This is a genomic window from Proteiniphilum sp. UBA1028, assembly GCF_002316955.1.
GTDB lineage: Bacteria > Bacteroidota > Bacteroidia > Bacteroidales > Dysgonomonadaceae > Proteiniphilum.
Window position 1 is genome coordinate 128754 of the sequence record NZ_DCEN01000049.1, and the last position, 14203, is coordinate 142956.

Sequence of the window (14203 nt, forward strand, 5' to 3'; positions counted from 1 at the left end):
AAATCGTTTTGCACGGACGGTGCAGATGTTGCTTTGCGTGCATAGCTATATGTGCAGGTGTTTCAAATCTGTAAAACCAAAACAAACGTTTTAAGCTTATTTTGATTGCTCTACATAAAAGGCAGATACTTCAGAATACGGATACCTCAAGTAACGTCTAAAACAGTGTTTGAGGCTGTTAAAGCTGTTCCGAGAAGTCTCAATATCATTCGGTTCGATAACATTAAATCGTTTGATATTCATTTTTCCGGACTGTGAAGCAGAATAAATAACGCGAACATTCTTTTTGTTTTACAAACTACAAGTAAACTTGCAGATGTATTGCGTGAAAATGTTCAGGTAACTGTATTCAGCCTTTTTGAAACTGGTTGTTGCCGGGAAATAAATTTCCTGTAGCAACTTCCATAATATCCGGGCCTGTGAAAATCTTCCTACTTTAGATAGGAGAGGCTCACGGTTCCGAAAAACCTTATAGTTTTTGCAAGCTTTTGCAGCAACTTTCGGAGAAGAAAGATACCCGCGAAGGATCACTCTTCAACAGAGCCACTGGCAATTGCTTTTGCAAATGTTACATGGTGCAACAGAATTGCATTCAGTCCTTCCGGGAAAAGCTGGTAAGCCTTTCTCATTAAGAACATTGGAATGACAAACTGAGTTTGTGCATCTCGTGAATGAAATTCTTCCGGTCGTATGCAAAATTTCAAAGAACTCCTATATCTTTTGCACGTTGTGTGCACGGATATGTTTTGTTGCTCTCTGCAAATATAACGTCCGGAAAAGGAAAAAAGCAACTATTTTGGACTAAAAATACGAACAACTTATGAACAGGTTATGAACAGGATATCAACATGGTTTGTAGTTTATTGGTAATTAGACTATTGCGTCTCTTTCTCTGCGGTTTTGTTCGAAAAAAGAACTGCTTGTTAACCTGAATTTTGGAGTAGATTGGAGAAAAAATGATTGGTACATCAAAATTACAGATGTTTCGATGTCAATTGCAACCCCACAATAGAAAAAATTAACGCACTCAGGAAAAACAACCGCCAGAAAGTAACGGGTTCCTTAAAAACAAAAATGCCCAATATGACCGTTCCAACAGCGCCGATTCCTGCCCACACAGCATAAGCAGTACCAGTAGGAATAGGGTGATCGCCTCCCATCGATTTAAAGAGCAACAACATGCTCAGGCTCACCGACAACATAAAGACGATTAACCACATCCACATCTCCTTCCCGGATGTTTGTTGCATTTTTCCCAGGCTCATTGCAAAAATCGATTCGAACAAGCCACCAATAATCAGGATTATCCAGTTTATGCTCATACTCTTTGTCCCTTTCTGTTTATTCATTTTATCGGATATAATTTATTGGGTCGCAAATACGCTCAACAACGGCGCTGTGTTCAATGTCCATCCTTTTTTATTTGCAAAAAACGTTTTGTCAGATATTTGCGTGCTGGCTCGTCAATCATCTTCAGGCACAGATATGCGACCAGGATATTTCCAAACAATAAAATAAATGCAAATGGCCATGTTTGGGCGAACGTGAGTTCTTTCTTCCACACAAAAGAATAGAAAAGGTACATAAAGGGATAATGCACCATGTAGAGCGGATAGGATATATCCCCCAGAAATTTACACATCCCGACAGTAAATTTTCCGGTTATTTTTCCCGAAGCCCCCAGATAAACAAGCATGGGAAAGATTGCGATGGTGCATACCGCATCATATATGCCATTTATCCATGGCGAATTGCCATTGCCAATATAGGGCATGGAAAGCAAAACTACAATAACCAGACTGCATTTCCAAAAAGCCCCCGTGATATGGACCGGTTTGAAAACACGCGATAAGAGGAGTCCCGCAGAGAAGGCAAAAAGCAACCGTAAAAAACCTCCAAGCAGGTTGTAATCGGCCAGGGTCCAGCCCACGCCCAAATGCCCAAATCCGGAAAGATTGCCAATGGCAAACGAGGCTAATCCCACACCTGCCAGGGCGACAAGCGTTGCGAGAGCCCGTGTAGACAGCCTGCGCAGAAAAAAAGCATACAGCAGGTTTCCAATATATTCAAAAAACAGGGACCAGCTCGGGCCGTTCAACGGGTACATTTCTCCGTTTCCACGTACTTCAGCCCCGGTACCCGGTACGGCCGGAATCAGGAAGATGTGGAGCAGCAACGCAAACATCACCAGAAGAGGAGCAACCGGTGTCCCATCCCATTTTTCGCTTCCTTGCATGAAAAAGGTTATCGCTCCTAACACGGCCCCTGTTATCACCATTGGTTGAAGACGTATTAACCGGCGCGTAATGAAATTTCTGGTTTCCATACTTTTCCACCGGTCGTCGTAAGCATACCCGATCACGAACCCTGACAGTATAAAGAAGAAGTCTACAGCAAGGTATCCGTGATTGAATTGTTGATCTGCAGGGCTTGTGGCAAAGGCTTCAAAGATGTGATACCCTATCACAATCAGTGCCGCAATTCCACGTAACCCGTTCAGAATCTGATAATGTGGCTTTGAGTCTGCAAATGTAGCCGATGAGATATTTGACATTTGTCCAACGTTCACTATTTTATGTTTATCTTCCCGGATTGCTGTCTGTCCAGAATATATCCGGGAGGGAGTTCTAATCTCAACATCCATTATTTCTTCCAGCTGGGGTGGATGATGCTGCCTTTTTCGGGGTGATGCTCGATATAGAGGTGCACATCAATCTCCTGCTGCATCTCCTCCACATGCGAAATGACACCCACAATGCGGTTTTCCTTGCGCAGCGACTTTAGGGTGTCGAATACAATATCGAGTGACTCCTTGTCCAGCGAGCCGAAACCTTCGTCGAGGAAGAAGAAGTTTTGGCTTGATTGGGTAATCTTCTGGATGTTGTCGGCAAGAGCCAGGGCAAGCGACAGTGAAGCCTGAAATGTTTGACCTCCCGAAAGAGTTTTAACACTTCTTGTCTTTCCTCCATTCATGAAGTCACGCACCTGAAAGCTGTTGTCGGCCGTGATCTCCAGGCTCAGTCGCTGCCGGGTAAGCTGAAAGAAACGATCGTTGGCTGTGTTGCAGAGATTCTGCAAGTAGACAGAGGAGATGTAATCCACAAAACCGCTTGCCTTGAATAGCGACTTCAGGGTTCTGATATCCTCTGCTCTTGCTTCCAGGCTGTCGTGCTCCTTGCGAAGCAGCGTCTGATTCTCCATATTTTCTTGTAACTTTTTAAGCTGTTCCGCCGTTTTTCCCTGTTCCTGAATTTTCTGTGTGGCCTGCTCCCGGAGCATGGCAATCTCCTCCTTAAGGGCCCGGTGCACACCGGCATCATACACCCTGCCGGCTGCCTCATGCCGGAGTTGCTGCAGGGTGGATGCACAACGCAGCAATTGTTCCCTAAAACGGGTAAGGTGTTGTCTCTCCGCTTCCGTATCGATGGGTTGCGACAGAATGCCGATTACTTCTTCCACCGATTGGAAGGAGGATTGCTCCACCTGCAGTTTCAATGCATTGTTTAGCTTGTCGATGGCCGACTGTTCCTCATTCAGTTCCTTTTGGTTGGATGCCAGGCTGCCGGCAAGCGTATCTTTTTGTTTACGATGTTCCTGAAGGATCTTGTTGTTTTCGGTGTACTCCTTCTCTAGGCGCACGTACTCCTTCAGCAAGCTGTTTTTCTCCTCTTCAATCAAAGAAGGAGGCGTTTGGCGATATTGTTCAGGCTGTATCCACTGAAGCTGCTGCCCGATGGTCCTCAACCTGGTTTGGTTTACCGTGAGCGATGTTTTTATCTTTTCCAGTTCTTCCCGGAACCGCTCCCTGTTATGCTCCTGTTTTTCCAGTTCTTTTGCTGCTTTCTGCAAGTCTGCCTCCTGTCTGTTTAACTCTGCCTGAATCAACTTTGCCTTATTGAAAGCGTTGCTCACTTCTTTTTCCTCACGGTAGGCATCCCAGGCAAATTGTTTGAGATGGGATACGGCCTTATCGCCAAGCAATCTCTTCTTTTGGCACAGATCATGCAGTCCGCTGGAAATCTGCAATTGCCGGCTCTCGAGAAGGCTTAGTTCCTTTTCCAAAACAACAATACGCTCCTGTCGCAGCTCCAGCGAGCGCTTTTCTGCAATAAGCCGGCTCAATGTGTCGTGATATGCTTCGCTTTTATAGCGTTCCGGATGATGCAGTGATCCACAGACAGGACATGGCCTTCCCTCGGTCAGTGCCTCGGCATAGGCTTTCAGCTGTTCTTTTAGCCGGAGGCTGTTCTCCTGTTCACCCAGCAGCATCTGCTTTTCTTTTATCGTTTCGCCTGTTGCCTGCAGATGGAGAATGTATTCCTTGTAGCCGGCATCTTTTGACAATCCTTCAAATTCTGTATCCTCCAGAATCAGCAATTTTTCTTCGAGAGTCTTGTTTTCCTGCTGCAGATATTTTTTCAACTCATTTTCCACTTCCAGCAGTTGATCGTCGAGATGATGTTTTTCTATATACCACGCTTTGATGGAGGACAGAAGCGACAGGTCGGGCATAGTGTCTCGTGCTGCTTTTATCGCCTGCTCCAGCGATTCCTTTTTAATCTTTAGCTTTTGTATTTCCGCCAGGGTGCTTTCCAGGGCCAGGGTGCCTTTCTTTACACGAGACTCTTCGACGGAAACGATCTCCTCCAGCATCTTTATTTGAAGCAGACGTGTAAGCTCTTCTGCCTTTCTGTTTAACTCATCCCTTTTCTCGTACGCCGTTGTTATTGTGTCCAGCCTTTTCTCGAGTCGTTCAATTTCCTCTTCCTCTCTTCGCAATTTATCCGTGTCAATGCGAATCTGCGCATCCCGGAGTTCTTTTTTCTTCCGGCTTTCCTGCAGCAGGTCAAGCTGATGCTTGAACAACATCACGCTCTGCTCGTAGCGCTCAACCCTTTTTTCAAGAGAACGAAAGTGAGGCTCCTGCTCCTGAAGCTGTTGTTGCTCCTTTTCTGCATCGCTAGTCTTTTGGGTCAGCTCCTGCAGTTTGCGGAGTTGTTCCTCATGCAATGTGTTTTCGTCCAGCTTCCGGTTTAGGTCGCCAATCTCCTTTTCGAGCAGCAACAATTGCTTACGATAGCTGTCCGCCTGCTCCGGATCAACGGATCCCAGTTGTTGTAGCTGGCCTTCAATGTGTTGCTTGCGTGCGTTGTTTTTCGATTCCAGAGACACTACCTTGTAATAGAATTCGAACTTCCCAAGGTTGAAAAGATCCTTCATCATCTGGGTGCGGTCTTTGTTGCCGAGCTGTAGAAACTCCTGAAATTGACCCTGCGGGATGATGATGGTGCGCTTGAAGTTATCGTAGCTCAATCCTACAACCTCTTCCAATGATGCAACATCAATGGGGACCCAGTCGTGGCCGACTTTCCTGTATGCAGAGCGTTCTAACGTTTTTACCTCATCGAACCGCTTGCTGTTGCGCCTTCCTTTTGTTATTGCCCGGTAGGCTGTCTGATCCTTCCCGGCTTCGAAGATGAAATCGATCAGGAGCTCGTTCGACTTTAGGTTCATCATGTTGTAGTAGCGGTTGTCGCCCGAGAGGTTCAACCGATCGGTGCGCCCATAAATAGCGAAAGTAATTGCTTCGAGGATGGAAGACTTGCCGCTGCCCACCGTTCCGAAGATGCCAAACAGGTTCGCACCGGTAAGCCTGGTGAAATCGATGGTTTGTCTCCCCTGGTAGGAATAGAGTCCTTGCAAGGTTAACTCTATGGGTATCATGATTCCTCCTCCTCTGCCATAATCTCCCTGAACAGGCTCAGAATCTCCTCGCCGGGCTCCTGCCCCTTCTCGTGCAGGAAATAATCACGAAAAAGTGTTTCCATGCTTTGACTCAGGTCGATATTGGAGGGAGAGCGACCTGTCAGGGCGTCCATGTCGGATACTTCCGGAATAATGGATATGATTCCCTCGTGCGTAGCCTGGAGCCTTCTCCTGTCTTGTGCCGTAAGAAAAGTATCGGTGACCAGTGTGAGCTCTACCAAAGCATCCCTGTTTTCTGCAAGCCATAGCAATGCTTCCTCTACTCCATACGCCTTTTTGCGCAGGAGACGCTTGCCACCCGTGAGCGGAATTTCCCGTACCGTGGCTCCATGACCCGGTTCGATCTCCACCAGCAAAAGATACTTCTGTTGGTCGGCCTCAGAAAAACTGTAGGAGAGGGGACTTCCGCTGTAATAAACGGGTGAGGGCGATGTGTCGTCCGCCTTGTGCATCCGGTGCAGATGCCCCAGCGCCGTGTATTGAATCTGTGAAGGAATATTTTCGGTATACACGGCCTGCGCGCCTCCTACATGCAGGATGGGTTTCTCCTCCTCCGGCTCCTCCGGAAGCGGGTCGCCCTTCTTTACCATAAACAGGTGCGACAGCAGGATGTTTACGCCACGGTCATCACAGTATTGGCTGGCGATGCTTTCCCATCTTTGCTGAAGGATCCTGCGCAGTTCTTCTTCGCTGTTTTCGTGTCCAAGAAAGGCTTTTAGCCGATATTCGTTGGCATAGGGTGTAAGCAGAATGCGCAGCGGGCTGTTGCTGCCCGGAAGTGTTAACTCCAAAAAGCCTCTATCGCTTTTCAGTACTTGCAGGCCGGATTCGAGGATAAATGGGGGTACAATTGAATTGGGGTAACCGGCGAAGATGATCCCGCACTCGCGGGCAAGCGGGTCGGGTGCTTCAATGCGGTCGGGCGAGTCGTGATTTCCGGCAATGGCAATCACCGGGCGGCGTCCATTTGCGGTGAGCCTTTTCAGGACTTTGTACAGCAGATCTACAGCCTCGGTGGGAGGATTGAACGTGTCGAACAGATCTCCTGCGATCAGCACAGCATCTGCCTCTTCCCGGTCGGCGATCTCACAGATCTCCTGCATCACCGCTTGTTGTTCCTCCAGGCGGGAGAAATCTTCAAGCCTTTTGCCTAAATGCCAGTCGGATGTATGAAGGATTTTCATTTTTTAGCTTTTCGCAAATATAATGCTTTTCTTCTGAGTTATTCCAGACAGTTACTCGAACTGAATGGATTTGGCAGGCGTAATTTTAGCCACAAGGTAGGAAGGTCCAATCATCATCAGCAGGGATACGAAAAGGGTGCCTGCATTCAGCAGGATGATATAGAGCGGGTTCAGGTCCACGGGCACGGCCGCGAGATAGTAGGTGGAAGGATCCAGTTTCAATAGCTGCCACCGGTACTGAATAAAACAAAACAGCAGTGCGATCACGTTACCCCATAGCATTCCCTTCCCGATGAGGAAGGCAGAGAGGTAGAGAAAAACCTTGCGGATGCTTAAATCCCGGGCACCCATCGATTTGAGAATGCCGATCATGTTGGTGCGCTCCAGGATAATAATCAACAAACCGGAAATCATGGTGAAACCGGATACCACCAGCATGAGGATGATGATCACCCATACATTCATGTCCAATAGGTTCAGCCAGTTAAAGATCATGGGATTGATGTCCTTGATGGAGCGGGTGTAAAAAGCATTGCCCAGCCGGTCTGTGTGAGAGGCCATATCAAAGAAAAGCTCCTGCGCGGTCCTGTCCAGGTTGTCGTAATTCTTTACTAGCACCTCAATGCCGCTCACCATATCGGAATCCCATCCGTTAAGACGGGCAAGCACTTCCTTTTCGGTGAGGATGTAAAGTTTGTCGTAATCTTCGAAGTTGGTTTCGTAGATGCCCACGATATCGAAACGGCGTGCACGCACCGGATCCTGCACAAAGTAGCAGGTGAAGCTGTCCCCCCTCTTCAGTAGCAGCTTGTCGGCCATCTCTTTGGAGATGATTGCCCGGTTGCCGTCAGCCGTGTCTGCGGGTTCTATCACCGTTCCCTCCACCAGGTTCTTCCGGAAGAATTGCCAGTCGTACCCTTCAGCCACACCTTTGAGGACCACTCCCATAAAATCGTCGTCGGTCTTGATAATACCCGGCTTGGTGATAAACTCCTGAATGTTGCTGATAGCCGGATTGGCACGCAGATGCGCAAGCAGCGTGTCGGATACTGCAATGGGCATATGTTCGTAGGAGGAGTTGCTCTCGAAGGCGGTAATCTGAATGTGAGAGCCAAAGCCGATCACCTTGGCGCGGACCTCCTTCTTGAAGCCCACGATGATGCATACCGCTACGATCATCACCGCCAGCCCCAGAGCGATACCGGCAATGGCAATCCTGATGGCGGGCGACGAGACCCGTTTGTTATTCTTCTTATCGCCTTTGTAGATTCGTTTCGCTATGAACAGTTCTGCATTCATGCATGCTATCTTCTGTTTGGATAAGCCTCCAGTGCCTTCTCGAGCACCGTCAACGCCTTGTCCAGATCTTCTTTATTCAGCACATAGGCTATACGTACTTCGTTCTTTCCAAGGCCGGGTGTCACATAAAAGCCGGTGGCCGGCGCCATGAAGATGGTCTGCCCCTCATACCGGAAATCGGAGAGACACCAGCCACAAAAGGCATCGGCATCGTCGATAGGAAGCCTGGCAAGCGTGTAGAATGCTCCTTGCGGCATGGGCGAGTAGACACCGGGAATCTTGTTCAGCCTTTCGATGAGGAAGTCACGTCGTCCCTTATATTCGTCAAAGTTGTGTTGCATATAACTGCTGCTCACTTGCAACGATGCGTTGGCAGCAATTTGTCCGATCAGGGGCGGACTTAGCCGTGCCTGGCAAAATTTCATCACGGTGTCGTGAACCTTCTGGTTCTTGGTAATCAGCGCGCCAATGCGGATGCCGCACTCGCTGTATCTTTTTGAAACGGAATCAATCAGCACCACATTTTCTTCCACCCCCTCCAGGTGGCACGCCGATACATAAGGTGTGTCGTTATAAATAAACTCGCGGTATACCTCGTCTGAGAAGAGATAGAGGTTGTACTTTTTCACCAGATTCCTGATCTGTTCCATCTCTTGGGGTGTGTAGACATATCCCGTGGGATTGTTGGGGTTGCAGATCAGGATGCCCTTGGTGCGCTCGTTGATCAGATTCTCAAACTCCTCCATCGGAGGAAGGGCAAAACCCGTTTCCATGGTTGAGGGGATGGTGCGAATGACCGCACCGGCCGAGATGGCAAAAGCCATGTAGTTGGCATAGGCAGGCTCGGGGACAATAATCTCGTCACCCGGGTTCAGGCAGGCCATGAACGCATACAACACAGCCTCCGAGCCACCGGCTGTCACGATGATCTGTTCGGGCGTAAGGTCGATGTCATACTGTTTGTAGTATGTCGTCAGATTCTCTCTGTAAAACCGATATCCGTCGCTAGGACTATATTCCAGCGTGGTGCGGTCGATGGAGCGAATCGCGTCGAGTGCCGTCACCGGCGAAGGGAGGTCGGGCTGACCGATGTTGAGGTGATATACTTTTACACCCTGTGCCTTGGCAGCATCAGAGAGTGGAGCTAATTTGCGTATGGGTGATGCGGGCATCTGCACTCCCCGCTGGGAAATTTCCGGCATAATAACTGAAATGAATGATTTGTCTACTACTATTTAAAAACTTATAAACAGGGAGCAAAGGTAGTAAAAAAGTTTCCTTATCTGAGGGATAATAGCTACTTTTGCAGCGAAAAAATGGTGAGGTAATCATTTGCTTTGCCTGTTATTGATGCAAAGTCATGTTGCGGATGCACCTGTTTTTGACATTCCGGATTAAACAAAAGACGAAAAGAACGACAAAACCATTAAAATGAAAAAAATTACAACTTGGCTGGCACTGTCAGCAATCTCACTGGGGCTGATCTCCTGCTCAGGTCAGAAAGAAAACGAAGACGAAAAAGCAAGAAAGGGATGGAGCCTTGTATGGGAAGATGATTTCGATACATCGCTCGATACTGCCTCCTGGTTGAAGACACCCAAGAGCAAACTCCCTTCCTTTCGCTATATGAGTCATCACGAAGGACTGTATGTTTTACAGGAAGGCAACCTGGTGTTGCGCGCGCTTGCCAATGATGCGGACAACGATTCCATGCCTTTCCTTACTGGTGGTATCAACCGCCCGGCATTCAACGCCGGCAGCATCAACCGCATTGAAGTCAGGGCCCGGATGAACACCGTGGAGGATGCTACCCCATACCTTTCGTTGGTGCCGGCCGATAAGACGAAAAATATATCGATCGACTTCATGGAACGATATGGTCTGGATGAGTTTGTGTATCAGTCTGTAACTTCCGAATACACCACTACGCAGGGGATGCCCGACAATCCTCCCTCCAGTGTGCTGGTAGGTGTGAACCCCGGCCAGTATCATACGTATGCGGTAGAAAACTATGCCGACAGCGTGGTCTTCTATGTGGATGACATCCGCACCAAGAAATACCCTCGTATTCTCACCGATATTCCCGGCCAGTTCCCGTTTTACGACCACGATTTTGATCTGTTTATCGGCGTCAGGTTGAATAAGGATACCGATCCGTCAGTGCTACCGGCCGATCTGTTTATCGACTGGGTGCGTTACTACGAGCCGCAACAGCCAGTCACATCTGAAAAATAACCCGTTGCCATCCGGGAAAAGGGAGGGATTATAGCGGGAAGGAGTGGCCGAAGAGTCTTTCTTCGGCCATTTTTTCGTATTTTGTGCCTTTACGGCCGTAGTTGGCATAAGGATAAATGCTGATGCCCCCGCGCGGTGTGAAAATTCCGGTAACCTCAATGTACTTGGGATCCATGAGTGCCGTCAGGTCTTTCATGATGATGTTTATGCAGTCTTCGTGGAAAGCGCCGTGGTTGCGAAAGCTGAAGAGATAAAGCTTCAGGCTCTTGCTCTCCACCATCTTTTCATCGGGGATGTAGTCGATGCGGATGGTGGCAAAGTCAGGCTGACCGGTGATGGGGCAGAGGCTGGTGAATTCCGGGCAGTCGAACGTCACCCAATAGTCGTTTCCCTGATGTTTGTTCACAAATGCTTCCAGCATCTCTGGTGCATAATCCTGTTTGTATATTGTCTTGCCACCCAGGTGGCTGAGTCCTTCTATCTGCATATTGTTGTTGATTTATTTATGAGTGTGGTAAACCGGTCCGCTCAGTAAGATACTCCTCCAGCCCTTTGCGGCGTAACAGGCATGCAGGGCATTCGCCGCAGCCGTCTGCCGGGATGCCGTTATAGCAGGTGAGAGTTTCGTTTCTCACGATGTCGAACACACCCAGCTCATCGGCAAGCTGCCATACCTGTTTTTTGTTGCGCCACATGAGCGGCGTGTGGATTACAAAATGCCTGTCCATGGCCAGGTTGAGTGTGGCATTGGCCGAGTGAATGAAGGTGTCCCTGCAGTCGGGGTAGCCGCTATAGTCCGCCTCCGAAACACCTGTCACCAGGTGGCGTATATCCTGCGCATGAGCAAGGGTAGCGGCAAACGTGAGAAAAAGCAGGTTTCTTCCCGGCACAAATGTGTTTGGATAAGAACCATCCGGCTTCTCCTTGTCCATCTGCATGGAACGATCGGTGAGTGAGTTGGGTGCCAGCTGCGAGATGATGGTTGTATCGAGCACCCGAAAGGGTACATCAGCCATGGCCGCCAGCCGGCGTGCATTGTCCACCTCCTGTGAGTGGCGCTGCCCGTAGGAGAAGCAGAGCGCGTGAGTACGACGGAACTGTTGTTTGGCCCAGTAGAGACAGGTGGTAGAGTCCTGGCCTCCCGAAAAGAGCACGAGCGCATCCTGCGCTTTATATTCATTCATGTTTCTTTGTTTTTTAATGTGGTTTCCTAAGCTACACAGAAAAGCAATTGCTTTTCACCAACAAAAGTAGACATTTTCGAGCAGTAATTCAACTTCTTTAGTACTTCCAAAAATTGCTTTATTCTTTTTTTTGATTCCGGTTTTTGGTAATTTGCCTATCCCATTCCTTATCCTGAATTGTTTTTTTACTCCCGAGTCAAAAAGGATGATCCGATATTTTTAAGAAAAAATACCGGAAAGGCTGAACATGTTTTTTCCCCTTTTGTTATAACAGTACACATCATCAATAAGCCACCCAAGTTGCACAGTGTAAGTGGTTTTGCAATTCATGTAGCGTATGGATAAAAATATGATGAAAGATATCCTGGAAAGCAACTCCAAACGGAACAGCATGGCAAAGGCGCTCCTTGTCCGTTGGAAATGGAACGATGACAAAACATACCGCATCCTGTTGGGGTTGCGTATTGGCGGAACAGCCGAAACACAATATGACCTGAAGGTGAAATATCCGGAACAGTCAAACGAGCAGGTTACCCTGGTTGTCCATGCCGATCAGTTGGCTGGGTTGATGTTGGAAGAGAAAATCGACAAGGTTGTAGAATTGCTCACCGACGAGATGTGGAGGTGGGATCCCGCCCACATGTTGAATTTCCGGGAAAAAGTGGAGAAGCTCATCAAATAAGCCTTCACGTGGTAAACTTAACAAATATGTAACATATTCGTAACCGAATTGTAACATTCATATCGTACTTTTGCGGTAAAATATCCTAAACAGGACAATTAGGTTTATTATAGATGCGACATTTTCTACTGTGCTCCCTTCTGTCATTTTTTGTGTTATCGTGTAACAATGTCTCTACCGACTCCGAAGGCAACAAGCTTGCGACATCCATTTCGGGCGCAGGAGCCACCTTCCCTTATCCCTATTATAATATAGTATTCCGTGATTACATGCGCCAGCATGACGGCATCACGGTGAACTATGGCGCCATCGGCAGTGGCGGCGGTATTCGCAGCCTCCGTGACCGGTCGGTCGACTTTGGTGCGAGCGATGCTTTTCTCAATGAGAAGGAGATTGCGTCGATGAAGGCAGAGGTCATTCATATCGCCACCTGCATGGGAGGAGTGGTAATGGCTTATACCCTTGAGGGTGTGGACAGCCTCCGGCTGACAGGAGCCCTGATCGCCGACATTTATCTCGGAAAAATAAAAAAATGGAACGATTCCCGTCTCGCAGCGGAAAATCCAACGATAAAACTACCCGACCTGGAAATAACCCCGGTTTATCGTTCCGACGGTAGCGGTACAACCTATAACTTTTCTGAGTATCTTTGCGTGGTGAGCCCCGAGTGGGACAGGATCATGGGTAAGGGCAAAGCCCTGAAATGGGAGGCCGGCATAGCCGCCAAAGGTAACCCCGGTGTGGCAGGTATCGTGCAGCAGACCGAAGGGGCCATTGGTTATATCGGCTCTGAGTATGCCCTCACCCTAAAGTTGCCCACGGCAAAATTGAAAAACCGTGCAGGCAGGTATGTGAACGCCACGCTGGAGGCCATCTCGGCTGCAGCCAACGTGGATCTGCCGGAAGATATGCGGGCAACGATTACCGATTCGGGTGATCCGGAAGCTTATCCGATGAGCCTCTTCACCTGGATTCTGGTATACAAGAATCAGCAGTACGACAGCCGCACACGGCAGGATGCAGAGCAGTTGGTGAGTTTGCTGCAGTACATCATCAGCCCCGAGGGACAAAAAGTTGCGGCACAGATCAATTATGCACCGCTACCAATGCAGGCGCTGGAAAAAAACAGAAAACTGATAAGCGAAATAAACTATGGCGGAGCACCCGTTGCTCTCAATATCTCTTCCGAGCCTGCCGGCGACGGTGTTGGAGCGGTTTTGAACGAATAACATGATATGAAGGATAAAATTTTCCGGTTTCTTCTGTTTGTGGCGGCATTGCTCATCCTGCTACTGTCGGCGGCCATTGTCTACGCACTGGTAAGCCGTTCTGGCGAGACCTTTCGTGAATATGGCATTTGGGGATTTATCACCAGTGCTGAGTGGGATCCCCGTTCGGCCACGGAAGAATACGGCGCGCTCTCGTTTATTCTGGGAACACTTTACACGGCCTTCTTCGCTCTGTTGCTCTGTGTCCCCTTTTCACTGGCTGTAGCCTTGTTCAACGGTGAATATTTCAAAGGTAAAAAAATAGCGGGTGTAGTTCGGTCGGTGGTCGACCTGCTCGCCGGCATCCCTTCTATCGTGTATGGCTTGTGGGGCTTTTACACGGTGCGCCCACTTGTCATCGCCCTGGACGTGAATGCGCAGGGATTTGGCATCTTCCTCTCGTCGGTTGTCCTGGCCATCATGATCATTCCTTATGCCTCTTCGCTGAGCGGCGAATTTTTGTCGATGGTGCCCAACAACCTCAAGGAGGGGGCCTACAGTTTGGGAGCTACCCGCATTGAGGTGGTACAGCACATCAGCTTACCCACTGCAGCCTCCGGCATTGTAGCTTCTTATATTCTGGCG

12 protein-coding genes are annotated in these 14203 nt (G+C 48.6%); 4 read left to right on the forward strand and 8 right to left on the reverse strand.

Translation table 11 applies throughout. From position 1 onward, the window contains the following. Positions 1–974 precede the first annotated feature (974 nt). The 6 genes from B3Z75_RS08970 to B3Z75_RS08995 all read right to left on the reverse strand — a co-directional run bounded on the left by B3Z75_RS08970 (position 975) and on the right by B3Z75_RS08995 (position 9451). Positions 975–1316 carry a DMT family transporter gene (locus tag B3Z75_RS08970; protein ID WP_294070631.1) on the reverse strand — a complete coding sequence of 114 codons (342 nt, stop codon included), beginning with the start codon at positions 1314–1316 and terminating at the stop codon, positions 975–977. A gap of 86 nt (positions 1317–1402) precedes the next feature. Further along, positions 1403–2554 carry an acyltransferase family protein gene (locus B3Z75_RS08975; protein WP_294070446.1) on the reverse strand — a complete coding sequence of 384 codons (1152 nt, stop codon included), beginning with the start codon at positions 2552–2554 and terminating at the stop codon, positions 1403–1405. A gap of 89 nt (positions 2555–2643) precedes the next feature. Continuing rightward, positions 2644–5724 (reverse strand): AAA family ATPase, encoded by a 3081-nt coding sequence (locus tag B3Z75_RS08980; RefSeq protein WP_294070449.1) that lies wholly within the window; start codon positions 5722–5724, stop codon positions 2644–2646. Further along, positions 5721–6950, reverse strand: a complete 1230-nt coding sequence (locus B3Z75_RS08985) for a metallophosphoesterase family protein (protein WP_294070452.1) — start codon at positions 6948–6950, stop codon at positions 5721–5723. Before B3Z75_RS08985 ends, B3Z75_RS08980 begins: the two co-directional genes overlap by 4 nt. Before the next feature lie 51 nt (positions 6951–7001). After that, positions 7002–8249 carry an ABC transporter permease gene (locus B3Z75_RS08990; protein ID WP_294070455.1) on the reverse strand — a complete coding sequence of 416 codons (1248 nt, stop codon included), beginning with the start codon at positions 8247–8249 and terminating at the stop codon, positions 7002–7004. Positions 8250–8254: 5 nt separating this feature from the next. After that, the gene (locus B3Z75_RS08995) at positions 8255–9451 is read right to left on the reverse strand and encodes a pyridoxal phosphate-dependent aminotransferase (protein WP_294070458.1); all 1197 of its coding nucleotides are present in this window, start codon (positions 9449–9451) and stop codon (positions 8255–8257) included. Positions 9452–9680: 229 nt separating this feature from the next. Here B3Z75_RS08995 and B3Z75_RS09000 point away from each other — a divergent pair, with 229 nt between their 5' ends. Further along, entirely contained in the window at positions 9681–10484 is an 804-nt protein-coding gene (locus B3Z75_RS09000) for a glycoside hydrolase family 16 protein (protein ID WP_294070462.1), read from the forward strand. Between the two features lie 28 nt (positions 10485–10512). On the opposite strand, the gene queF is transcribed toward B3Z75_RS09000, so the two are convergent. Together queF and queC are read right to left on the reverse strand one after the other, a co-directional pair. Beyond that, positions 10513–10971 carry a preQ(1) synthase gene (queF, locus tag B3Z75_RS09005; protein ID WP_294070464.1) on the reverse strand — a complete coding sequence of 153 codons (459 nt, stop codon included), beginning with the start codon at positions 10969–10971 and terminating at the stop codon, positions 10513–10515. A gap of 16 nt (positions 10972–10987) precedes the next feature. Next, entirely contained in the window at positions 10988–11668 is a 681-nt protein-coding gene (gene queC, locus B3Z75_RS09010; RefSeq protein WP_294070467.1) for a 7-cyano-7-deazaguanine synthase QueC, read from the reverse strand. A 349-nt stretch (positions 11669–12017) separates the two neighbouring features. On the opposite strand from queC, the gene B3Z75_RS09015 reads away from it, so the two are divergent. The 3 genes from B3Z75_RS09015 to pstC form a co-directional block, all read left to right on the forward strand. Beyond that, positions 12018–12350: a hypothetical protein gene (locus B3Z75_RS09015; RefSeq protein ID WP_294070470.1), complete on the forward strand. Its 333-nt coding sequence runs from the start codon at positions 12018–12020 to the stop codon at positions 12348–12350. A 113-nt stretch (positions 12351–12463) separates the two neighbouring features. Next, on the forward strand, positions 12464–13579 hold the full coding sequence (gene pstS / locus B3Z75_RS09020) for a phosphate ABC transporter substrate-binding protein PstS (protein WP_294070473.1): 1116 nt from the start codon (positions 12464–12466) through the stop codon (positions 13577–13579). Between the two features lie 6 nt (positions 13580–13585). Then, a partial coding sequence (pstC, locus tag B3Z75_RS09025; RefSeq protein WP_294070476.1) for a phosphate ABC transporter permease subunit PstC occupies positions 13586–14203 on the forward strand: 618 nt, incomplete at its 3' end.